The organism is Mangrovibacter phragmitis (genome assembly GCF_040429585.1).
Taxonomy (GTDB): Bacteria; Pseudomonadota; Gammaproteobacteria; order Enterobacterales; family Enterobacteriaceae; genus Mangrovibacter; species Mangrovibacter phragmitis.
The window spans coordinates 5,069,195-5,092,715 of record NZ_CP134782.1; the positions used below are offsets into that span (position 1 = coordinate 5,069,195).

Consider the following 23,521-nt stretch of genomic DNA (forward strand, 5'->3'; position numbering starts at 1 on the left):
GGATTAACGGGGTTGTCATTCGCACAAACTAATGTTATTAGCAGGCTGATATTAATTAACGGCCAAAATAATTCAGACAATTCTTAAGAGAAAATAATGAGCAGTGAAGAATTTATATCACGGGAAATAACTGCAGAAGATAACCCGGCTATTGCAAATGTTATTCGTCAGGTATCTGCCGAATATGGGTTAACGGCGGATAAAGGCTACACCGTTGCAGACCCTAATTTGGATGCACTGTACCAGGTGTATAGCCAGCCTGGGCATATATACTGGGTTGTAGAGTATCAGGGGCGCGTTGTTGGTGGCGGTGGTCTGGCACCACTGGCAGGTGGTACCAGCGATACCTGTGAATTACAGAAAATGTATTTTCTGCCTGTGGCGCGTGGTAAAGGGCTGGCAAAAAAACTGGCGATCCAGGCGCTGGAATTTGCCCAACAGCAGGGTTACCACCAGTGTTATCTGGAAACTACAAGTTCACTGACACAGGCTATTGGGCTATATGAACGCCTGGGCTTTAAACATATTGACCAGGCCATGGGTTGTACAGGCCATGTGGATTGCGAAGTTCGTATGCTGAAAATACTGTAATGCTCAATTAAGCCTGGTTGACCGGTACGCCGCTATGAAAACGGAATTCGGTATCTTCCGACAGTATCAATGCGGCCTCTGCTTCGCCAATTTCCTGTACGCGAGCCTGGATATCATCTACTGATATTTGCCGGGCAAGCGCCAGGTAGTCCTGGTAATGGCGGGCTTCCGAACGCAGCAAAGAGACATAAAACTTTTGCAGGTCACCGTCCAGCCAGGGGGCCAGTGCTGCAAAACGTTCGCAGGAACGCGCTTCTATATAAGCGCCACAAATCAGTTTATCTACCAGCGTCGCTGGCTCGTGGGTGCGGATACTGCGCAACAAGCCTTTCGCATACCGGCTGGCGGTTATTTTCACATAAGGAATATTGCGCGCCGCCATCACTTCCCTTACCTGCCAGAAGTGGTGTAGCTCTTCTTTGATAAGCAACACCATGCGGTCGATAAGCGCCTGTTCCCAGGGTGAGCTGGTTTGAGGCATGGCGCTTTTACTGATTTGCTTATGCAACGCGATAAAGTCAGGCTCCGGGCCTTCGCGAAAAGTAAACGCTTCATAGGGTTGCAGCCACTCCAGCAACACTGCCGCACCCTTTTGGTCGGCCACATACTTACGAATCAGCAACATGGCAGTTTGCGCGGCTTTCAGCTCACACACCATGTGGTCGGTCAGCAACAATGGTAAATTTTTCGGTTTACGGGCTTCATGTAACCAGGCTTCGGGTGTGGTGCAGTGGAGAAACTGTAATACGGGGGCAAGAATTTCGGGGTAACTCATCTAACGGTTCCAGGCTTAATACGGCGGGTTACCCCGCCGCTTTATCATGAATCAGTGGCGGACGCCGTCGTCGTCTTCATCCACGTAATCATCATCGTCGTCATCGCCGCCGTCTTCGCCATTCGGGTCTTCGTAGTAAGTTCCCCAGCCGTCATATTCCACTTCGAATTTTTCGGCCAGATCCATTAACTGCTCAACCTGGGTGTCGATAAGCTCAGCGTTTAAAGCACATTCACTGATGGCATCGCAGCAAATAACTATTTCGCCGCCATCCAGTTCCAGTTCTTCCGGGTCGGTCACTTCATAACCCAGCTTAAAGGCTTCCACAGCCACTTTCTCCAGACTCTCAAAGTCATCTGCGGACAGGTGGTGTTCAATGGTGTACAGCGCATCCGGGTCGCTGCCGTCTTCCAGTAATTCTTCAATAACCAAACGCGTTTCTTCGCGTTGTTCGTCCAGCAGTTCAGGGTTTGCCATAAGAGAGCCTCCGTAAGTTGGCATACGGCGCTATTCTCCCACAGCCGGAGCCTTGCCTCCACTCTCATGTGCAAAGATTTCTGCCCCTGGGGTTGAAAATGAATATTCATACATATAAAGTGAATTTTAATTCAACTAGTGGTTTTGACCATGTGAGGCAAAAATGTCCTGGTTCTATAAGAAACACTTTCTGAAATTGCTCGACTTCACCCCCAGCCAATTACACGAACTACTGACCCTGGCCGCCCAACTAAAACGCGACAAGAAAAATGGCACAGAAGCACAGCACCTGTTGGGGAAAAATATCGCGCTCATCTTCGAAAAAGACTCCACGCGCACCCGGTGCTCTTTCGAAGTTGCCGCATACGACCAGGGTGCACGAGTAACCTGGATTGGCCCGAGTGGCAGCCAGATTGGCCATAAAGAATCAATTAAAGACACCGCCCGTGTTCTGGGCCGCATGTACGATGGTATTCAGTATCGTGGCCATGGCCAGGAAATTGTCGAAACACTGGCCCAGTATGCCGGGGTACCGGTGTGGAATGGCCTGACCAATGAATTCCATCCCACGCAGCTAATGGCTGATTTACTGACTATGCAGGAGCACCTGCCAGGTAAAGCATTTAACCAGATGACACTGGTGTATGCCGGAGATGCCCGCAATAACATGGGGAATTCCATGCTGGAAGCGGCGGCATTAACCGGGCTGGATCTGCGCCTGGTGGCTCCGAAAGCCTGCTGGCCAGACGAACAACTGGTAACAGAGTGCCTGGCGCTGGCAAAAACCAATGGTGGGAATATTACCCTGACAGAAGATATTGCCAGTGGTGTGAAAGGCGCAGACTTCATTTATACCGATGTGTGGTTGTCGATGGGGGAAGCCAAAGATAAATGGGCTGAACGTATTGCGCTGTTAAAACCTTACCAGGTGAACGCACAGATGCTGGCGTTGAGCGGCAACCCGGATGTGAAATTCCTGCACTGCCTGCCTGCTTTCCATGATGACCAGACGACCACAGGTAAGCAGATGGCTGAGGAATACGGTCTGGTGGGTGGCATGGAAGTGACGGATGAGGTGTTTGAGTCTGCGAATAGTATTGTGTTTGACCAGGCTGAAAACCGGATGCATACCATTAAAGCGGTGATGGTGGCGACACTGACGGATTTGTAGTTGGTGGAGGGGGCGTTCGTCTGGTGTAGGTATTTTTGTTCACTTGAAGTGTGGTTGTTTCCGTTAACCTGAAGTGATGTGAAGGTTCCGTTCACCTGGACTGATGCGAAGGTTCCGTTCATCTGGACTGATGCGAAGGTTCCGTTCACCTGGACTGATGCGAAGGTTCCGTTCATCTGGACTGATGCGAAGGTTCCGTTCATCTGGACTGATGCGAAGGTTCCGTTCATCTGGACTGATGCGAAGGTTCCGTTCATCTGGACTGATGCGAAGGTTCCGTTCATCTGGACTGATGCGAAGGTTCCGTTCACCTGGACTGATGTGAAAGTTCCGTTCACCTGAAGTGAGGTGACTAATGTGGCTTCACAGCCTGTGAACGGGCTAAAGGGGGCTCGCCCCCTTTGCAATCCCCGTTTTCGCGGGCGACCGGTGCTGCGCACTGCGTTCACCTCCGGGCAGTCAGCCCGCGGCCGGCTCGACTCGGCGTCCTGCCTCGTTTCGCCTTATTCCGCCATCCGGGCGGAATAACCTTGTCTTCCTTTCTCCGGTTCACCGGTCTTACGCGAACTGTCCCTCGCTGTGAATAGCGGGGGTTTTGTATGGTTTGGTGTGGCTGGGGAATTTGTGTACTGTCTGTTTTCCTTGTTGATAGCTTCAGGTTTACAAACGAGTGGGTTTGAATTGCACAATAGAATTTATAATTCCAAATGAATCAGATTGTTTCATATTATTTATTTTGTTAATAATTAGCACATTAATTCATAATTAAGATTATTCTTAGTTTATATCAACAAATTAGCATTACTATTTTATCGAAATTTCCTCTAAGAGTCTGGTATGAAAAAAACAATAGCATTTCTTTCTGCAGTCATGTTTTGCAGTGTCAGTCATGCAGAAGATTTTATTTGCCACTTAAAAAACAACAAAACACTTACAATAAGTGTAAACGACACTGGAACGCCGGTTTATCAATATGGCACAATTGATCATACAGATCTCCGTCTGCCTGTGGAGCATAAGGACATTGATTCAATCCGCAATGCGTATCTTTTGGCTCCCGGGGGGGGTGAGGTATCTTACTTACGATTTATAAACGGCACATATTCATATGTTGTTTTTACCAGTAAAAATGCGGCACAGAAAGTACAAAGCGGTGTAGCCATCTGGAAAGCAAGCAATCTTGTCAGCATATTAAAATGTACAAATGAAACAAAGCCAATTGAAAGCTATCTGGGTAATGCGCAGGTGTTGACATCGGATGATGACGATACGCTTTACGGATATAAATATATAAAAAAATATCTCCCTGAATAAGAAATAAAAAATGGAACACATACAAATAGGATTTCCAGTCGGTCCTGGACAGTTGAATCAAAAACAGGATGTCAGAACCATCCAGGCACTACTGAACAGTGCTACGCAAAATCAGTCTGATAAATTATCTGTTGATGGTATAGTGGGTCCAAAGACCATCGCAAGAATAAGACAATATCAGGCCAATATTGTCAAATTAGACCCTCCAGATGGAATTATCTCACCACATGGAGTAACTCTGAGGTCATTACATTTTAAGAAAAAAGAAAAACATATTGTCCCTCAATTTCACTCATCAGGCAATGTTATTACAGAAGATTACTTTATTGAAGCAGCTCATACTTTAAAATGTGAAGTCGCTGCAGTTAAAGCAATTGCCATGACAGAAACCAAAGGCAGTCCTTTTTTATCACCGGGAAAACCATATATTCTTTATGAGAGACACATCTTCTCCTCCTTAACAAATAATCGTTTCGATACCTCACATCCGGATATATCAGCTAAAGAACCGTATCCTCATTATGGTACTTACAATCAACAATATATTCGTTTAGATGAAGCCAGAAAATTAGATGAGAATGCAGCTCTTGAATCTGCATCGTGGGGAGCATTTCAAATATTAGGCCGCTATTACAAAAGATGTGGGTTTAATTCCATACAGCAATTTGTTTCAGGAATGAAAACAATTGATGGGCAATTTTATTCTTTTATCAACTTCATTAACAGTGACAACTCATTACTGAATGCATTACAGCAGAAATCATGGAGAAGAGTTGCATATATTTATAATGGAAGAGCATATTATAAAAAACATTATGATATTAGGTTGGCAAACAATTATCAGCTAGCTTTGTCTGCCTGAAAATTTTTATCTGCGGGGACAGAATTAACCAGGTTGAATGAATATTCCGTTCACTTGAAGTGTGGTTGTTTCCGTTCACCTGGACTGATGTGAAGGTTCCGTTCACTTCCAGTGATGTGGTTAATGTGGCTTCACAGCCTGTGAACGTGTTAAGGGGCCCGCCCCTTAACAATCCGGTTTTTCGCGGGCGACCGGTGCAGTGTAGTGCGCTCACCGGGGGTGGTTATTTCCGTTCACTTGCAGTGTGGCTGTTTCCGTTCACTTCCAGTGATGTGGTTAATGTGGCTTCACAGCCTGTGAACGGGCTAAAGGGGGCTCGCCCCCTTTGCAATCCCCGTTTTCGCGGGCGACCGGTGCTGCGCACTGCGTTCACCTCCGGGCAGTCAGCCTGCGGCCGGCTCGACTCGGCGTCCTGCCTCGTTTCGCCTTATTCCGCCATCCGGGCGGAATAACCTTGTCTTCCTTTCTCCGGTTCACCGGTCTTACGCGAACTGTCCCCGCTGCAAGTGACGGATTGTTTGTGTTGTGATGAGTGGCTGTATGTTCTGTGCATGGTATGTCTTTGTGTGTTTTTGCTGCGGCTTCTGGCTTACAAACGGGTGGGTTTGGGTGGCCTCTAAATCGTTGAGGCGTGCCTGGCGGGCCGGGGCTGCCTGCAGGACGCAGGCAGAGCGACGGGAGGCAGGATGCCGACTCGGAGCGGTACCCGAACAGGCCGCCGGGGTAAGCCGAATGTCCGCGAAGCGGCGATTTTGCCGGCCACAAAAGGGGGTGCAGGGGGCCAGTGCCCCCAGCGGGCGCCGGGCGCAGCGGGTGAGAGGAAGCCGTGTGGCTGACACGGCGCGCAATTTGCTCAGTACTGGCAGATTTACTGTTACAGTGGTGACTGTTCCGTTCACTTGCAGTGTGGTTGTTTCCGTTCACCTAGACTGATGTGAAGGTTCCGTTCACTTCCAGTGATGTGGTTAATGTGACTTCACAGCCTGTGAACGTGTTAAGGGGCCCGCCCCTTAACAATCCGGTTTTTCGCGGGCAACCGGTGCTGCGCACTGCGTTCACCTCCGGGCAGTCAGCCTGCGGCCGGCTCGACTCGGCATCCATGCCTCGGTTCGCCTTATTCCGCCATCCGGGCGGAATAACCTTGTCTTCCTTTCTCCGGTTCACCGGTCTTACGCGAACTGTCCCCGCTGCAAGTGGCTATTTTCTTGTGTTGTCTGGTGTGGCTGGGGGATTTGTGCCTGATATGTCTTTGTGTGTTTTTTGCTGAGATATGACAGGCGGGTGTGGGGTGTGGCCTCTAAATCGTTGAGGCGTGCCTGGCGAGCCGGGGCTGCCTGCAGGACGCAGGCAGAGCGACGGGAGGCAGGATGCCGACTCGGAGCGGTACCCGAACAGGCCGCCGGGGTAAGCCGAATGTCCGCGAAGCGGCGATTTTGCCGGCCACAAAAGGGGGGTGCAGGGGGCCAGTGCCCCCTGCGGGCGCCGGGCGCAGCGGGTGAGAAAAAGCAGTGCATCTGACACGGCGCGCAATTTGCTCAGTACTTACAGATTACTGTTACTGAGGTGACTGTTCCGTTCACTTCCAGTGATGTAGCTTCACAGCCGTGAACGGGCATAGGGGGCCCGGTCCCCTGTCCTGCTCAATCATTCACCCGCAACTTCACAACAACCTTACGGACTTTGCCGGGTTCACCAGCAGCACACAGCGGTTTATGCACGGTGCCCGGCCAGAATACGACAAAGTCACCTTCATTCAGTACAACTGTTTTCTCGTCCACGCCAGCGGCCAGGAACGCAATATCTTTATCTGCCAGCCAGTCAGTGTCTGGTTTACCTGCCGGATGCGTACTGAACGTCATCCCTTCCTTGCCATTCAGAACAATTTGAATGTCCAGGCAACGGGCATGATATTCCGCTTTGCGGTCGGCAAAGGGTTCTGTGACATCATTAGAAACCATATAAAATAGACGGTTGCCGTCAATTTCATATTTACCTGCGGGGGTTTCGTCAGTGACATGCGCTGTTACATACTCAATGGCCTGGCGTAACGCATCTGGCAGCCAGGGCTGCAAATTATGGATGTTACCAATGATCATGGGAGTTCCTTATTAAAACCGTGTTTCACTCTCTGATTTATACGATGAATCGCACTGCCATACCAGCGCAAATTATTGTCTTTGATAGCCACCGCATGTTTATCTCCGCTGATGTAAATCACTTGTTATTGCCCAGGCATTTTTTATGCAGCAGATGTCCCTTTTTTATGCACTACTTATGCAAATAAGTGCATAAAAAAGTCGCTATCCTGTTGATTTTTATAGCCATACTAAAAAAAAGTCTTCACACTCACAGTTTTGTTTTTCTCTATTTTATGCAGTTTTACGGTTAACTATTTCTCTCATAATGGAGCGAGTAAAATCAAAACTGTGTTTTTTTGCATACTTATGCACACCAGCAAAAATAACACATAATAATCAATATGTTAAAATATTTTCAATTCTGCATATTCTCACAAAACAATAACAACTATAAATATTAAAACTCAACTAAAGATTATTTATTCAGATTCAACTTAATGCAATCTGCATTATTTAAGAGCCATATCAAACAAACCGAACAGTTTTGTTTTTTGGATTGCAACACCACTTCAAACTGCTTTTAATAGCATCAGCAAAACAATTTAAAACCAATGCCATCAAGCCGGAAGCAAAGGCAATTATCTTCTGTTTTCTCATTAACAGGATGTGGATAACTGCTATTTAAAACAGGTTTCCGGAATAAAAGATAATGAGGATTAAATATGCAAAAACATTATGTCGGTTCCGAAATAGGGCAATTACGCAGCGTCTTACTTCACCGCCCTAACCTCAGCTTACAACGCCTGACACCATCGAACTGCCAGGACTTGTTATTTGATGATGTGCTGTCAGTGGAAAAGGCAGGTGAAGAGCATGATATCTTCGCCAACACACTGCGGGAACAGGGTGTTGAAGTGCTGCTACTCACTGATTTACTGAGTGAAACACTGGATAACACTCAGGCGCGTGACTGGTTACTCAGCACCCAAATATCTGACTACCGCCTGGGGCCGGCATTTGCCTCCGATGTACGGGCATGGCTGGCTGATTTACCGCACCGCGAGCTGGCGCGCCGCCTCACTGGCGGGGTCACTTATGGTGAAATACCCGGGCATATTAAAAATATGGTAACGGATACTCATAGCGCCATCGATTTTATTATGAAGCCATTGCCTAACCATTTATTCACCCGTGATACATCCTGCTGGATTTATAATGGTGTTTCAATTAACCCAATGGCAAAAACAGCCCGTCAGCGAGAAACAAATAATTTGCGTGCTATTTACCGCTGGCACCCATTATTTTCCGCTGGTGATTTTGTGAAATATTACGGCGATGAAAATATCAATTATGACCATGCCACGCTGGAAGGTGGAGACGTACTGGTTATTGGCCGTGGCGCGGTATTAATTGGTATGTCTGAACGCACCACACCGCAAGGGGTGGAATTTCTCGCCACTTCACTATTCCAGCATAACCAGGCTAATCAAGTGATTGCGCTGGAACTCCCCAAACACCGCTCCTGTATGCACCTGGATACCGTGATGACCCACATTGATATCGACACCTTCTCCGTCTACCCGGAAGTGGTGCGGCAGAACGCACAGTGCTGGGTACTGACGCCAGATGGCCGGGGTGGCCTGAAACGCCAGCAGGCTCCCAACCTGCTGCATGCGCTGGAACAGGCACTGCATATTGACCAGGTGAAACTGATAACCACTGGCGGCGATGCCTTTGAAGCAGAACGCGAACAATGGAATGACGCCAACAACGTACTGACACTGCGCCCGGGTGTGGTTGTCGGCTATGAACGCAACACCTGGACCAACGAAAAATATGACAAAGCCGGCATTACCGTACTGCCCATTCCCGGTAATGAACTGGGGCGCGGCCGTGGAGGCGCACGCTGCATGAGCTGCCCGCTGGAACGTGATGGCATTTGAGAACGGAGAACAACGAACATGACGGAACGTAAACCCACACTGGTCGTTGCCCTTGGCGGCAATGCACTGCTTAAACGCGGCCAGCCTCTTGAGGCGTCTGTTCAGCGCGAAAATATCGCACTGGCAGCACGGACAATAGCCCAACTCACCCACCAGTGGCAGGTGGTACTGGTGCACGGCAATGGCCCTCAGGTTGGCCTGCTGGCTTTGCAAAATAGCGCCTTTGACAAAGTCGCCCCGTATCCGCTGGATATCCTGGGTGCAGAAAGCCAGGGCATGATTGGTTATATGTTGCAGCAAACCCTGAAAAATGTTCTGCCCGACCAGGAAATCAGTGTGTTGCTCACCCAGGTAGAAGTCAGCGCCAGTGATCCGGCATTCAGCAACCCGACCAAATATATCGGGCCGGTATATGACCGTGCTCAGGCAGAAATACTGGCTGCCGAGAAAGGCTGGGTTTTCCGCCAGGACGGTGAGTGGACACGCCGGGTAGTCCCGTCACCCCAACCCCAACGCATTCTGGAAAGTGATGCCATCAGCGCCCTGATCCAGCGCGGCCACCTGGTCATTTGCAACGGCGGCGGCGGTGTTCCGGTGGTTGAAAAAGGCGATGGCTATCACGGCATTGAAGCGGTGATTGATAAAGACCTCTCCGCAGCACTGCTGGCCCGCCAGATTGAAGCGGATGCGCTGTTGATTCTGACCGACGCAGACGGGGTATATCTCAACTGGGGGCAACCAGACCAGCGCCCACTGGCCCAAGTCACCCCGGCTGAACTCAAGACGATGACCTTTGATGCGGGTTCTATGGGTCCGAAAGTGGCTGCCTGCTGCCAGTTTGTCGAGCAATGCCATGGGGTTGCTGGCATTGGCGCTCTGGAAGATGGCCTGGCAATTCTGGCGGGCGACAAAGGCACACGTATCTCAGCCCACTGATTCGCGTTTTTTACTGCCACACCTGATCCCTGCCCTCACCAGGCCGGGGTAGAAAAGTGTTATCCAAAAAAGGATATAATAATGACTATTTCACTGAAAAATAAAAGCTTTTTAAAACTCCTCGATTTTACGCCCGCTGAAATTCACTACCTGCTGGAGTTGGCGGCTTCTTTGAAGGCCGCCAAAAAAGCCGGGACAGAAAAGAAAACGCTGGCTGGCAAAAATATTGCGTTGATCTTCGAAAAAACCTCCACCCGTACCCGCTGTGCTTTTGAAGTGGGGGCATTCGACCAGGGTGCGCAGGTCACTTATCTTGGGCCGACCGGGTCACAAATTGGCCATAAAGAGTCCATGAAAGATACTGCCCGCGTGCTGGGGAGGATGTACGACGGCATTGAATACCGTGGCTACGGCCAGGCCATTGTGGAAGAACTGGGGCAATACGCAGGCGTCCCGGTATGGAACGGTCTGACCAACGAATTCCACCCCACACAAATTCTGGCTGACCTGATGACCATGCAGGAACACACACCAGGTCGTGCGCTGAAAGACATCGCATTTGCTTACCTGGGCGATGCCCGTAACAACATGGGCAACTCCCTGATGGTGGGTGCGGCGAAAATGGGCATGGATATCCGCCTGGTGGCGCCTAAAGCATTCTGGCCGGAACCTGAACTGGTTGCTCAGTGCCAGGACATCGCCAAACAAACTGGCGCACGCATCATGCTGACCGACAACGTACGGGAAGGCGTGGCGGGTGTGGATTTCCTCTATACCGATGTTTGGGTGTCGATGGGTGAAGCCAAAGAAGCCTGGGCAGAGCGTGTAGCGCTGATGAAACCTTATCAGATCAACGATGCTGTTGTGGAAGCCACTGGTAACCCCCAGGTGAAATTTATGCACTGCCTGCCCGCATTCCATAACGATGAAACCACGGTTGGCAAAGAGATTGAGAAAACCTGGGGCCTGAAAGGGCTGGAAGTAACCGAAAGCGTTTTTGAATCCCCCCGTTCTATCGTTTTCGATGAAGCAGAAAACCGCATGCACACCATTAAAGCCGTCATGGTGGCAACCCTGGGTGAATAACACAGTCATGCGGCAGCAGAGCCTGCCGCATTATCCACAGGCTGCCTTCGGGCAGCGGGAGAACGACGATGGCAGACGTTACACATAGCGACACCGATTCCCATACAGCGGAGCACGGTGAGAAAAAGTTGGGGCTGGGTGCACTGGTTGCCCTGGTTATCGGTTCAATGATTGGCGGTGGGGTGTTCAGCCTGCCGCAAAACTTTGCGGCGGTAGCGTCGCCCGGCGCACTGCTGGCTGGCTGGGTTATTACCGGCATTGGCATGCTGTGCCTGGCTTTTATCTACCAGAACCTGAGCGCGCGTTGCCCTGAGCTGGATGGCGGGATTTACAGTTACGCCCGCGCCGGTTTTGGCGATTTCATTGGTTTCCAGGCCGCCTGGGGCTACTGGTTTTCCGCATGGCTCGGCAATGTATCCTATGCCGTGTTGCTGTTCAGCGCGCTGAGCTTTTTTATTCCTGTCTTTGGGGAAGGCAACAACCTTATCTCTGTGGTTGGTGCGTCTATTGTACTGTGGCTGGTACACGCGCTGGTGTTGCGTGGTGTGCGGGAAGCCGCATGGATCAATTCACTGCTTACCATTATCAAGGTACTGGTGTTGATTGTTTTTATTATCGCCGCCTTGCTGGCATTCAGAATGGGTATTTTTACGGCTGATTTCTGGGGCCGTGTGATGCAAACCAGTAACACGCACAGCAGCCTGTTCGACCAAACCAAAAATACCATGCTGGTTACCACCTGGGTATTCATCGGTATTGAAGGCGCGACAGTGGTTTCCGCCCGCGCTGCCCGGCGTTCTGATATCGGTAAAGCGACAGTCACCGGCTTACTGGGCGCGCTGGCTATTTATGTGCTGGTCAGTGTGCTTTCGATGGGGATTCTGGACCAGGCCACACTGGCCGGGTTGAAGAACCCGTCTATGGCTGGGGTACTGGAGCATGTTGTCGGCCCGTGGGGTGCACGTTTCGTGGCTGGCGGGGTGATTTTATCGGTTGCCGGCGCACTGCTCGCCTGGACCTTGTTTGCTGCGGAACTCCCGCGCGTAGCCGCACAGGATGGTATCTTTCCCGCAATATTTGCCCGTGAGAATAGCCGCCATTCACCTTCATTCTCACTCTGGATAACCAACGGCCTGATTCAGGTGTTCCTGTTGCTGACACTGTTCTACCAGGCGGGTTACCAGGCCCTGTTCTCTATTGCCACCGCCGCGATTTTACCTCCCTATCTGTTCAGTGCGGCTTATGGATTAAAACTGGCGCTGACAGGTGAGCGTTACCAGGAAAATGAACGCCGTGGCGGAGCGATTGCCCTGGGTATCGTCGCTACGGTGTATGGCTTCTGGCTGTGTTATGCCGCAGGTGACTCTATGCTGTTGAGCGCCCTGCTTTTTGCTCCAGGTATACTGGTGTATATCTGGCAACGCCGCATCCAGAAGCGCCTTATGTTCAACAATGCCGAGTGGTGGCTGGTGATTGCCATTGTACTGGCTGCCGCCTGGACACTACTGCTTATTTTGCAGGGCTCACTGAGCATAGCCTGATTTTTTTCGGCCAGTTGACCTGAAGTTGTCAAAGGAAGACTGGCCCGGCGGTTTAAATAATCCAGTTATGTTAAACAGTTAGCTCGATATTTAGTTTTTTTGAATAACAGGATGCAGTATGAAAACCCCGATTACATCGTCTGAAAAGGAGATGCAACAGTTGGCGTTATGCCAGCGGTTAATCATCAACCACAGCTACGGGTGCCAGGATGCGTTACGGCGTGACATGCAACGCCACGGTTTTCAGGCCATCAGCCAGTCCACGATTTCACGTTTATTGCGTATTCTTGGGGTCATCAAAATTCGTAATGCCCGGGGGGAGAAAATCTACAGCCTCAACCCGCAGGAACAGCCTGAACCCAGTGCCGGGCGGGCCATTGGTGAAATGGTTATCAGCGTAGAGCACAACGCCGAGTTTGTTATCCTCCATACTGTGGCAGGCTATGGGCGTGCGGTCGGGAAAATACTTGATTACCGCGCGCTCCCCGATGTTTTAGGCGTAGTGGCAGGCAGCAGTGTTGTCTGGGTAGCGCCCCGGGATGTCACTAAAACGCCCCATTTGCACCATAAAATTGTACAAACTTTTGGTCTGACCGCCGTTTTATCGCAACCGGTTGCGGTACGATAAAAAAATGTGCATTTACGCCTTGATGAGGGACTCAGGATGCGTATAATGCCGCACAATTTGCCGGGAGGATGCATGGTTACGCCAATTCCACAAGACGTTTTGCGTACTCACCTGAATACAGGTGCTGTCTTCCCGTTGCACCGATCCAGAGCCCCTCGTTGAGGGGCTTTTTTTTGCCCGCGTTTCGTTAACAGGAGAGAAACATGGCCAATCCGCTTTATAAAAAACACATCATTTCGATTAATGATCTTAACCGGGAGGAGCTTGAGCTGGTGCTGGCGACAGCCGCACAGTTAAAAGCGCACCCACAACCGGAGTTGTTAAAGCACAAGGTTATCGCCAGTTGTTTCTTCGAGGCCTCAACCCGTACCCGCCTCTCCTTTGAAACATCTATGCACCGGTTGGGCGCGGCGGTGGTTGGCTTCTCTGACAGCAGCAATACCTCGCTTGGTAAAAAAGGCGAAACGCTGGCAGATACCATTTCGGTAATCAGTACCTATGTGGACGCTATTGTGATGCGCCACCCGCAGGAAGGAGCATCACGCCTGGCAACTGAATTCTCCGGCCATGTTCCGGTACTGAATGCCGGTGATGGCTCCAACCAGCATCCCACTCAAACCTTACTGGATCTGTTCACCATTCAGGAAACACAAGGTCGGCTGGAAAATCTGAATATCGCCATGGTAGGCGACCTGAAATATGGCCGTACTGTTCACTCGCTGACTCAGGCGCTGGCGAAATTCAGCGGTAACCGGTTTTACTTTATCGCCCCGTCTGCACTGGCAATGCCGCAATATATTCTCGATATGCTGGAAGAAAAAGGCATTCCGTGGAGCCTGCATAGCAGCATTGACGCCGTTATGGCAGAAGTGGACATTCTGTATATGACGCGCGTGCAGAAAGAGCGCCTCGACCCTTCTGAATACGCTAATGTGAAAGCCCAGTTTGTGCTGCGCGCCAGTGACCTGGAAGGTGCCCGTAGCAATATGAAAGTGCTGCATCCACTGCCGCGTGTTGACGAAATCGCGACCGATGTTGATAAAACCCCTCATGCCTGGTATTTCCAGCAGGCGGGAAATGGCATTTTTGCCCGCCAGGCATTGCTGGCACTGGTTCTGAATGAAGATTTGGCACTGTAAGGGAGACAAGATAATGACTGACGATAAAAAACTGCAGGTTGAAGCTATTAAATGCGGCACTGTTATCGACCATATTCCGGCTCAGGTCGGGTTTAAACTGCTCTCTTTGTTCCAGTTGACCAAAACCGACCAGCGCATCACTATCGGCCTGAATTTACCTTCCGGTGAAATGGGCCGCAAAGACCTTATCAAAATCGAAAATACGTTTTTAACTGAAGAGCAGGTAAACCAACTGGCACTGTATGCGCCCCACGCCACCGTCAACCGGATTGACGATTACAGCGTGGTGGGTAAGAGCCGTCCCAGCCTGCCAGAGCGTGTGGATAACGTGCTGGTGTGCCCCAACTCGAACTGTATCAGCCACAATGAACCTGTCGCTTCCAGTTTTAGCGTGAAAGTGCGTGATGACGCCGTCACCCTGAAGTGTAAGTACTGCGAGAAAGAGTTTGCCCGCCACGTTGTCCTGAATGACTGAACGTTGAATGACTGAGCTTTGGATGATTCAGATCTGAATAACTGAGTGCAGGCGGACAATGCTGGAATTGACCCGGATGCTCCCTATAATGGTGGGCATCTTTTCTACGGCTGGTTAATTAACAGGAGTAAATATGTCACGCGAAATCAGTACCGATAAAGCCCCTGCCGCTATTGGCCCTTATGTTCAGGGTGTGAACTTGGGCAACATGATTATGACGTCTGGCCAGATTCCGGTAGACCCGCAAACCGGTACCGTTCCGGAAGATATCACCGCCCAGGCTCGCCAGTCTCTGAATAATGTGAAAGCCATTGTGGAAGCGGCCGGGCTGGCAGTTGGCGATATTGTTAAAACAACTGTGTTTGTCAAAGACCTCAACGATTTCGCCACTGTGAACGCGGAATACGAAGCGTTTTTTACTGAACACCATGCGGCTTTCCCTGCGCGCTCTTGTGTTGAAGTGGCTCGCCTGCCGAAAGACGTTAAAATTGAAATTGAAGCAATTGCCATTCCGCGTACTCACCTTTCCCAGTCATAACGGGTTACGAAACAGCGGAACCGCAACAATAAACGGCCTGCTCTGCGAGCAGGCCGTTTGTTTATCTGGCAAAACCGCGTTATTACTGCCAGCCATAACGGCGGGTGAAAACCCCTTTCACCAGTTGTGTCAGCGCCATATATCCGGCGAGGATCCCCACCAACCACGGGAAGTAGCTGAGCGGCAACGCCTGCAATTGCAGGTATGAAGCCAGCGGAGAGAATGGCAGCCACAACCCGATACACATTACCACCAACGTCATCGCCATCAGTGGCCACGCTGCTCGGCTTTGCAAGAAAGGCACCCGGCGAGTACGAATCATATGCACAATCAGCGTTTGTGACAGTAGCCCCTCCACGAACCAACCCGACTGGAACAGAGTTTGTGCTTCCGGCACACTGGCGTGGAACACAAACCACATCAGGCAGAAGGTCAAAATATCAAATATGGAGCTGATTGGGCCAAAAAATACCATAAACCGCCCCAAATCTGCCGGGTTCCAGCGCTGAGGTTTCTGAATTTGCTCGTCATCCACGTTATCGAACGGAATCGCAACCTGAGATACATCGTACAGCAGGTTCTGAATCAGTAAGTGCAGCGGCAACATCGGTAAAAAAGGCAGGAAAGCACTGGCAACCAGTACGCTGAACACATTACCGAAGTTAGAGCTGGCCGTCATTTTGATGTATTTGAGCATGTTGGCAAACGTGCGCCGCCCTTCAATGACACCAGCTTCCAGCACCATCAGGCTTTTTTCCAGCAGAATAATATCCGCGGCTTCACGGGCAATATCCACGGCACCATCCACAGAAATACCGATATCTGCCGCACGTAAAGCTGGAGCGTCATTAATACCGTCGCCCATAAAGCCCACTACATGGCCGCCATGGCGCAGCAGGCGCACAATACGTTCTTTGTGCAGTGGCGTCAGGCGGGCAAAGACTACAGTATGGCGCGCCAGTTCTGCCAGTGCCATATCATCCAGGTTTTCAATACGGCTCCCCGTGATGACAGAGCCCGCATCCAGCCCCACTTCGCGACACACTTTCGCTGCCACCAGTTCGCTGTCGCCAGTCAGAATTTTGACCGTGATACCGCTGGCATGCAGGGCTTTCAGTGCCGGTGCGGTGCTCTCTTTCGGCGGGTCCAAAAATGCGATATAGCCATCCAGGATCAAGTCAGATTCATCAGCCCGGCTGTAATCACCTTCCCGGGCTACCAGAAACTTACTGGCAACAGCCACCACCCGTAACCCCTGGCGGTTAAGATCATCCGTCACCTGGCGAATTCTCACCAACAGAGCCTCGCTGAGCGGCACAATCTCTTCACCCTGGCGCACATGGGTACACACATCCAGCATTTCCTGTAGTGCCCCTTTGCAAATGAGCAAATGCGCATCCGGCGCTTCACTCACCACTACCGACATGCGGCGGCGTTCGAAATCAAACGGGATCTCATCCACTTTATGCCAGTGTTCAACATTCGCCCGGGCCTGGAACTCGTCCACCCGTTCCAGCACTGCGGTATCCAGCAGGTTTTTCAGGCCAGTCTGGTAATGGCTGTTCAGCCAGGCAAGGTGCAGAACCCGGTTACTGACTTCCCCGGCGGTATCAGTGTGAGTTTCCAGAATAATGCGGTCCTGCGTCAGAGTACCGGTTTTATCCGTGCACAGAATATCCATGGCACCGAAGTTCTGAATGGCATCAAGGTGCTTCACAATCACTTTCTGGCGTGACAGTTTTACTGCGCCACGCGCCAGTGTGGAGGTGACAATCATGGGCAACATTTCCGGTGTCAGCCCAACAGCCACAGACAACGCAAACAGTGCCGCTTCCCACCAGTCGCCTTTGGTGTAGCCGTTAATCAGCAGCACCACCGGTGCCATCACCAGCATAAAACGAATCAACAACATACTGACGCGGCTGATACCTTTCTGGAACGCGTTAGGTTCATTCTCCTGCTGTGTAACCCGGCCTGCCAGTTGCCCAAACCAGGTATTCCCCCCGGTGGCAATGACCATTGCCTGCGCGGTGCCACTCACCACAGTGGTGCCCATAAAACACAGCGTGTCGCTTTCCAACGGGTTGCGTTGTTCGGCCTGGCGGCTGTGGGCCGCTTTTTCTACCGGCAAGGATTCCCCGGTCAGTGAAGCCTGGGCGATAAACAGATCCCGTGCCTGCACTACCCGCAGGTCTGCGGGGATCATGTCACCAGCAGATAACTTGACGATATCGCCAGGAACCAGTTGATCACAGGGGATCTCGCACCAGCGAGTGGTACCCAGTTCATCCACCGTGCGCAATACCGTTGCTTTGTTGCTGACCATGGCTTTCAGTGCATCAGCGGCTTTGGTGGATCGCGCCTCCTGCACAAAGTTCAGCAAGGTAGAAATCGCCACCATCAACAGAATAACGCCCGTGGCAAACAGGTCTTCGGTTGAATACGAGATAATTGCCAGCACGGTCAGGAGCAGGTTAAAAGGGTTGCGATAACACAGCCACAAATGGCCCCACCATGGCGTGGGAGCCTCTTCCGGGATACGGTTGAAGCCATACTGCGCCCGAGCCTGGGTCACCGCCTCGGCATTCAGCCCTTCCGGGTGACTGTTAAATGCCTGCCAGAGTTCGCTTTCTGGCATTTGCGCCACTTTCAGGCACTGTTCGGCAAGGCCGGGTGGCATGGTGCCAGCCTGGTGTGCTGAACGGGTGTCCAGTAACGGGTCGCGTGCCACCAGGCGGTGGGGTAAACGGCGAATCAATTGAGAAAAGAGACGACGAGTCATTTTTTTTACATGCATAACTATCCCTCCGTGCGCCTTCACAGCCAGTGGCAGGCACACAGAACAGCACCACGCAGATACCCACCGGGTTGCGTGGCGAAAACAAAAACAACAGGGACGTCATACGAAGACGCCGCTGCATTACATGTTCCAGTAAGGCAACGGCGGAAAAAGGCGTGCCTTACCGGGTGAGGTAGTTCTCGGTTAAATGAGGTGCTGGATCTGGGTCCATGAGTCCTCCGGTAAGGTGAAAAAAAACAGGTCTGGCGTATATCTGGTGGAAACACCACGCCACCTGGCTCAGGTTTAGCGCGCACAGAATACTCCCTGTTGTGTAAACGGTAGCTCAACCAGGGGTTGGTTAATCTTTTCTTGCTGGCAAACAAGGGAAATCTGACGCGTCAGGGGTTATGATAGCGGCAACGCCACTACCAACCTGAAGGATTACCCTGATATGCCAGAACGCCTGACAATCAAAGATATCGCCCGGCTCAGTGGCGTTGGCAAATCTACAGTTTCCCGGGTGTTGAATAATGAAAGCGGCGTCAGTGAGAAAACCCGCGAGCGGGTGGAGGCCGTAATGCACCAGCAAGGGTTCAGCCCTTCACGCTCCGCCAGGGCCATGCGTGGGCAAAGCGACAAAGTGGTGGCGATTATTGTTACCCGCCTGGATTCTCTGTCAGAAAACCTGGCCGTTCAAACCATGCTGCCATTGTTTTATGAACAAGGCTACGACCCCATTATGCTGGAAAGCCAGTTTTCACCAGAGCGTGTGGAAGAGCATCTGCGCGTGATGCGGTTGCGCCATATCGATGGCATTGTGTTGTTTGGCTTTACCGGAATTAATGAAAGCGTGCTGGCAGGCTGGCGTGATTCACTGGTTCTGTTGGCGCGTGATGCCCCAGGCCTTGCTTCAGTGTGTTATGACGATAACGGCGCTATCGCACTTTTGATGCAGCAGCTTTACCAACAAGGCCACCGCCATATCAGTTTTCTTGGCGCACCCCACAGTGATACCACCACGGGTCTGCGCCGCCATCAGGCTTATCTGGACAGTTGTGAGCACTACCAAATCCCTCCCTGCGCTGCCCTGCCCGGGCTTGGCATGCAACAGGGCTATGACTATATCGCTGGTGTGTTAACCCCAGCCACTACCGCACTGGTCTGCGCGACCGATATGCTGGCAATTGGCGCCAGTAAATATCTGCAGGAGCAGCATATTACTCATCTGCAATTAGCCAGCGTGGGCAACACGCCGTTAGTTCGTTTTCTGCACCCGGAAATTATCACCGTGGATCCGGGTTACAACGAAGCGGGCCGGCAGGCTGCCAGGCAATTAATTGATCAGATCAACCACCAGCAGTCGCCCCGCCAGATAGTGATCACCGCGCGGCTGGCTCCACCAATAACGACAGGCTGATCCCCCGCTGCTCGTCAGGTAAAAGGCGATTTATTGTGATCATTGCCCTGGTTCGGGAACGTTCCCATTTTAACCCAACACGAAAATAGCTACCCTGCGGGCAGGCAGAACATGCTGATGCCTTTACCTACCTCCACAGGGATTTACCATGAAAAAAATTAACCCGCAGGATATTGATACGCTGATTGCACTGGTGGGTGGCAAGGAAAATATCGCCACCGTAACCCACTGCATTACCCGACTGCGTTTTGTGCTGAATGATCCGGCGCTGGCCCAGCCAAAAACCATTGAAACCTTGCCCATGGTGAAAGGCTGTTTTACCAATGCCGGGCAGTTCCAGGTGGTGATTGGCACTAACGTCGGTGACTGGTACCAGGCGCTGCTGACACGGACCGGGCAACGCTCCGCCAATAAAGACCAGGTGAAACAGGCCGCACGCCAGAATATGAAATGGCATGAACGCGGGATCTCCCATTTTGCCGAGATCTTCTTCCCGCTCCTGCCAGCACTTATCAGCGGCGGGTTGATCCTCGGTTTTCGTAATGTCATTGGCGATGTGCCCTTTCGCAACGGCGAAACCCTGGCGCAGATGTACCCGGCATTAAAAACCCTGTACGACTTCTTATGGCTGATTGGTGAAGCCATTTTCTTCTATTTGCCTGTGGGGATTTGCTGGTCGGCGGTGAAGAAAATGGGTGGGACGCCCATTCTGGGGATTGTGCTGGGCATCACCCTGGTGTCACCCCAACTGATGAACGCTTACCTGCTGGGTAGCCAGACCCCGGAAGTATGGAACTTCGGCTGGTTTACCATTCAAAAAGTGGGTTATCAGGCGCAGGTTATTCCGGCGCTGCTCGCCGGGCTGGCGCTGGGCATGATTGAAACCCGCCTCAAACGCCTGGTTCCTGATTACCTCTATCTGGTGGTAGTACCGGTCTGTTCGCTGTTACTGGCTGTTTTCCTGGCCCACGCGCTGATTGGCCCCGCAGGCCGGATGATTGGCGACGGTGTTGCCTTTGCGGTGCGCCACCTGATGACCGGTAGTTTTGCCCCAATTGGCGCCGCTCTGTTCGGTTTTCTCTACGCACCACTGGTGATTACCGGTGTTCACCAGACCACGCTGGCCATCGACATGCAGATGATTCAAAGCATGGGCGGTACGCCTGTCTGGCCTCTGATTGCGTTGTCCAATATTGCTCAGGGTGCTGCCGTTGTGGGCGTTATCCTGGTCAGCCGTAAACAAAATGAGCGTGAAATCTCTGTCCCTGCCGCCATTTCCGCTTTTTTGGGCGTCACTGAACCTGCTATGTACGGCATTAACATGAAGTACCGTTTCCCCATGCTGTGCGCCATGACCGGCTCAGGGCTGGCCGCATTGCTGTGCGGGTTAAGCGGTGTACTGGCAAACGGCATTGGTGTGGGGGGGATCCCGGGCATTCTCTCCATTCAGCCACGCTTCTGGGGCACCTTTTCACTTGCCATGGCGGTCGCGATTGTTGTGCCCATTATTCTGACCACGGTGTTGTACAAACGTAAAACTCATCAGGGCACATTGCAGGTGGTTTAAACCTTAACTTCACGGGCGGCTTACCCGCCCGTCAGATTGATGAAAAAGAAGGGAAAAGCGTGGTTTCCCCTTCTTTTTAGTTAGCAGCCGAAAATCAATGAATTGATTTTCCTGGTTTTTTATTGGGTGACATCCTCTATTTCTGTGCGGACATGAGGTTTGTCATCAGGCTCACGGGCAGCTTACCCGTCCGTTCCTTTTTTATAATGCAGGAAAGCATGATGACAGCAACACTGCCCTGGTGGCAAAACGGAGTGATTTACCAGATTTACCCGAAAAGTTTTCAGGATACTACCGGCAGTGGCACGGGAGACCTGGCGGGGGTTATCCAGCGGCTGGACTACCTGCAAACGTTGGGTGTGGACGCCATCTGGCTGACGCCATTTTATGTTTCCCCTCAGGTTGACAATGGCTACGACGTTGCCGATTACCTGGCTATTGACCCGGTTTACGGCACCATGAGCGATTTTGATAACCTGGTTGCAGCAGCCCACCAGCGCGGTATTCGCATCATTCTGGACATGGTGTTTAACCACACCTCCACTGAACATGCGTGGTTCCGTGCAGCGGAAAACCCGCAAGACTCGCACCGCGATTTCTATATCTGGCGTGATGGTACGCCCGATACACCGCCTAACGGCTGGCAGGCGAAATTCGGTGGCAGTGCCTGGCAGTGGCATGCCGAAAGCAGGCAGCATTACCTCCATTTGTTCGCGCCTGAGCAGGCAGACTTAAACTGGGAAAACCCGGCAGTGCGCCAGGCACTCCAGCAGATATGCCATTTTTGGGCAGACCGTGGCGTGGATGGCCTGCGGCTGGATGTGGTTAACCTGGTGTCCAAACACCCCGGCTGGCCGGAAGATATCCCTGGTGGTGATGGCCGCCGTTTTTATACCGATGGCCCGCGCATTCATGATTTTTTGCAGGAATTCAGCCGTGAAGTGTTTGTTCCTCGCCAGTTAATGACAGTCGGTGAAATGTCTTCGACATCGCTGGAGCACTGCCGCCAGTATGCCGCGCTCGATGGCCGCGAATTATCCATGACGTTCAACTTCCACCACCTGAAAGTGGATTACCCGAACGGTCAAAAATGGGCCCTGGCCGAACCGGACTTTATCGAACTGAAAAAGATTTTCACCTGGTGGCAGCAGGGCATGCACAACCAGGCGTGGAATGCGTTGTTTTGGTGTAACCACGACCAGCCGCGTATTGTCTCCCGTTTTGGGAGTGAAGGTCCGCTGCGGGAGGTCTCGGCAAAAGCCCTGGCGCTGGCGCTACATGGCTTGCAGGGCACGCCGTATATCTATCAGGGTGAAGAGCTGGGCATGACCAACCCCCATTTCAGTACCATTGAAGAGTACCGTGATGTGGAAAGCCTGAACATGTTTGCCTCAGGGCGGCAACGTGGTGAAAGCGAGGCAACACTGCTGGCGGTGCTGGCCAGTAAATCCCGCGATAACAGCCGCACACCAATGCAGTGGAACAGCAGCCCACAAGCCGGTTTTACCAGAGGTACGCCCTGGATAGGTGTGTGTGATAACTACCCGGAAATTAATGCCCGTGCCGCACTGGATAACCCGGACTCAGTGTTTTACACCTATCAGCACCTGATTCGCCTGCGTAAAACGCACCCGGTGATAACCTGGGGCGACTATGAAGACCTGCTGCCCAATACCCCGGTATTGTGGTGTTACCGCCGCACCTGGCAGGGTCAGCAACTGGTGGTCGCCATCAACCTCAGCCCACAACCACAAACCTGGGCCGGTTGTACTTTGCCGGGCGCATCTGAAGTGCTGGCTGCTAACTACCCTCACCCACCATTACAACCAGAAGGCATCACATTGCGCCCCTTTGAAGCTGTCTGGTGGCTGGCGGTATCTGATTGACTCGGCAAATTTGAACCTTATTCAGGCCAGCCAGGGAAAGCTGGTCTGAAGTGTTTGCATAAGCCCCCTCTTCCGGTTGTTTTTTAAGCGTGTTTCAGGAAAAAATCTGAATGCTTAATTCCCGTTCACCCAGCAAGCCGCATCATAGCTTCTCCGCCAGATTTACTTTGTCCTGCATCAAAAAAAACGCAAACATGTTTGATGCAAATCACTATATATAGACACTAAAATGCGTTCCTCAACTACATATTGTAGAAATCATCTGTTATACCTTACTAAGACCACATTTCCGCAAGGGAAGTATTTGTGGATAAA

Annotated in this window: 21 protein-coding genes; 17 read left to right on the forward strand and 4 right to left on the reverse strand. The window is 51.5% G+C overall.

What is annotated here, in order from left to right:
* The first annotated feature begins 96 nt into the window (after nucleotides 1-96).
* Nucleotides 97-591, forward strand: a complete 495-nt coding sequence (locus tag MPHASIOC01_RS24360) for a GNAT family N-acetyltransferase (RefSeq protein WP_064598392.1) — start codon at nucleotides 97-99, stop codon at nucleotides 589-591.
* 7 nt (nucleotides 592-598) lie between these two features.
* Here the strand turns inward: MPHASIOC01_RS24360 and miaE are convergent, their stop codons facing one another.
* Nucleotides 599-1,366 (reverse strand): tRNA isopentenyl-2-thiomethyl-A-37 hydroxylase MiaE, encoded by a 768-nt coding sequence (miaE, locus tag MPHASIOC01_RS24365; protein ID WP_353613480.1) that lies wholly within the window; start codon nucleotides 1,364-1,366, stop codon nucleotides 599-601.
* Between the two features lie 51 nt (nucleotides 1,367-1,417).
* On the reverse strand, nucleotides 1,418-1,843 hold the full coding sequence (rraB, locus tag MPHASIOC01_RS24370; protein WP_064598390.1) for a ribonuclease E inhibitor RraB: 426 nt from the start codon (nucleotides 1,841-1,843) through the stop codon (nucleotides 1,418-1,420).
* A 98-nt stretch (nucleotides 1,844-1,941) separates the two neighbouring features.
* On the opposite strand from rraB, the gene argL reads away from it, so the two are divergent.
* The 5 genes from argL to MPHASIOC01_RS24390 all read left to right on the forward strand — a co-directional run bounded on the left by argL (nucleotide 1,942) and on the right by MPHASIOC01_RS24390 (nucleotide 5,190).
* Nucleotides 1,942-2,037: a putative translational regulatory protein ArgL gene (argL, locus tag MPHASIOC01_RS27720; RefSeq protein WP_231889194.1), complete on the forward strand. Its 96-nt coding sequence runs from the start codon at nucleotides 1,942-1,944 to the stop codon at nucleotides 2,035-2,037.
* Nucleotides 2,007-3,014: an ornithine carbamoyltransferase gene (argF, locus tag MPHASIOC01_RS24375; protein ID WP_064598388.1), complete on the forward strand. Its 1,008-nt coding sequence runs from the start codon at nucleotides 2,007-2,009 to the stop codon at nucleotides 3,012-3,014. Before argL ends, argF (MPHASIOC01_RS24375) begins: the two co-directional genes overlap by 31 nt.
* Before the next feature lie 78 nt (nucleotides 3,015-3,092).
* Entirely contained in the window at nucleotides 3,093-3,356 is a 264-nt protein-coding gene (locus tag MPHASIOC01_RS24380; protein WP_353613481.1) for a hypothetical protein, read from the forward strand.
* A gap of 495 nt (nucleotides 3,357-3,851) precedes the next feature.
* Nucleotides 3,852-4,328 (forward strand): hypothetical protein, encoded by a 477-nt coding sequence (locus MPHASIOC01_RS24385; RefSeq protein ID WP_353613482.1) that lies wholly within the window; start codon nucleotides 3,852-3,854, stop codon nucleotides 4,326-4,328.
* 10 nt (nucleotides 4,329-4,338) lie between these two features.
* Entirely contained in the window at nucleotides 4,339-5,190 is an 852-nt protein-coding gene (locus MPHASIOC01_RS24390; protein WP_064598381.1) for an N-acetylmuramidase domain-containing protein, read from the forward strand.
* A gap of 1,640 nt (nucleotides 5,191-6,830) precedes the next feature.
* Here MPHASIOC01_RS24390 and MPHASIOC01_RS24395 read toward each other — a convergent pair.
* Nucleotides 6,831-7,286 (reverse strand): YhcH/YjgK/YiaL family protein, encoded by a 456-nt coding sequence (locus MPHASIOC01_RS24395; protein ID WP_064598373.1) that lies wholly within the window; start codon nucleotides 7,284-7,286, stop codon nucleotides 6,831-6,833.
* Nucleotides 7,287-7,990: 704 nt separating this feature from the next.
* Here MPHASIOC01_RS24395 and arcA point away from each other — a divergent pair.
* The 8 genes from arcA to ridA all read left to right on the forward strand — a co-directional run bounded on the left by arcA (nucleotide 7,991) and on the right by ridA (nucleotide 15,554).
* On the forward strand, nucleotides 7,991-9,211 hold the full coding sequence (gene arcA / locus MPHASIOC01_RS24400) for an arginine deiminase (protein ID WP_353613483.1): 1,221 nt from the start codon (nucleotides 7,991-7,993) through the stop codon (nucleotides 9,209-9,211).
* Between the two features lie 18 nt (nucleotides 9,212-9,229).
* On the forward strand, nucleotides 9,230-10,147 hold the full coding sequence (arcC, locus tag MPHASIOC01_RS24405; protein ID WP_064598369.1) for a carbamate kinase: 918 nt from the start codon (nucleotides 9,230-9,232) through the stop codon (nucleotides 10,145-10,147).
* 81 nt (nucleotides 10,148-10,228) lie between these two features.
* Entirely contained in the window at nucleotides 10,229-11,233 is a 1,005-nt protein-coding gene (gene argF / locus MPHASIOC01_RS24410) for an ornithine carbamoyltransferase (RefSeq protein ID WP_353613484.1), read from the forward strand.
* Between the two features lie 68 nt (nucleotides 11,234-11,301).
* The gene (arcD, locus tag MPHASIOC01_RS24415; protein ID WP_353613485.1) at nucleotides 11,302-12,774 is read left to right on the forward strand and encodes an arginine-ornithine antiporter; all 1,473 of its coding nucleotides are present in this window, start codon (nucleotides 11,302-11,304) and stop codon (nucleotides 12,772-12,774) included.
* Between the two features lie 118 nt (nucleotides 12,775-12,892).
* The gene (locus MPHASIOC01_RS24420) at nucleotides 12,893-13,402 is read left to right on the forward strand and encodes an arginine repressor (RefSeq protein WP_064598361.1); all 510 of its coding nucleotides are present in this window, start codon (nucleotides 12,893-12,895) and stop codon (nucleotides 13,400-13,402) included.
* 203 nt (nucleotides 13,403-13,605) lie between these two features.
* The gene (pyrB, locus tag MPHASIOC01_RS24425; protein WP_064598359.1) at nucleotides 13,606-14,541 is read left to right on the forward strand and encodes an aspartate carbamoyltransferase; all 936 of its coding nucleotides are present in this window, start codon (nucleotides 13,606-13,608) and stop codon (nucleotides 14,539-14,541) included.
* Nucleotides 14,542-14,554: 13 nt separating this feature from the next.
* Nucleotides 14,555-15,016 carry an aspartate carbamoyltransferase regulatory subunit gene (gene pyrI / locus MPHASIOC01_RS24430; protein WP_064598357.1) on the forward strand — a complete coding sequence of 154 codons (462 nt, stop codon included), beginning with the start codon at nucleotides 14,555-14,557 and terminating at the stop codon, nucleotides 15,014-15,016.
* 133 nt (nucleotides 15,017-15,149) lie between these two features.
* On the forward strand, nucleotides 15,150-15,554 hold the full coding sequence (ridA, locus tag MPHASIOC01_RS24435) for a 2-iminobutanoate/2-iminopropanoate deaminase (protein WP_064598356.1): 405 nt from the start codon (nucleotides 15,150-15,152) through the stop codon (nucleotides 15,552-15,554).
* An 82-nt stretch (nucleotides 15,555-15,636) separates the two neighbouring features.
* On the opposite strand, the gene mgtA is transcribed toward ridA, so the two are convergent.
* Nucleotides 15,637-18,351 carry a magnesium-translocating P-type ATPase gene (gene mgtA / locus MPHASIOC01_RS24440; RefSeq protein ID WP_405027744.1) on the reverse strand — a complete coding sequence of 905 codons (2,715 nt, stop codon included), beginning with the start codon at nucleotides 18,349-18,351 and terminating at the stop codon, nucleotides 15,637-15,639.
* 436 nt (nucleotides 18,352-18,787) lie between these two features.
* Here mgtA and treR point away from each other — a divergent pair, with 436 nt between their 5' ends.
* From treR to treC, 3 genes are all read left to right on the forward strand, one after another.
* The gene (treR, locus tag MPHASIOC01_RS24445) at nucleotides 18,788-19,753 is read left to right on the forward strand and encodes a trehalose operon repressor TreR (RefSeq protein ID WP_064598355.1); all 966 of its coding nucleotides are present in this window, start codon (nucleotides 18,788-18,790) and stop codon (nucleotides 19,751-19,753) included.
* Nucleotides 19,754-19,901: 148 nt separating this feature from the next.
* Complete coding sequence (gene treB / locus MPHASIOC01_RS24450; protein WP_353613486.1) at nucleotides 19,902-21,320, forward strand: PTS trehalose transporter subunit IIBC; 1,419 nt, start codon at nucleotides 19,902-19,904, stop codon at nucleotides 21,318-21,320.
* 221 nt (nucleotides 21,321-21,541) lie between these two features.
* The gene (gene treC, locus MPHASIOC01_RS24455; protein WP_064598352.1) at nucleotides 21,542-23,206 is read left to right on the forward strand and encodes an alpha,alpha-phosphotrehalase; all 1,665 of its coding nucleotides are present in this window, start codon (nucleotides 21,542-21,544) and stop codon (nucleotides 23,204-23,206) included.
* Nucleotides 23,207-23,521 lie beyond the last annotated feature (315 nt).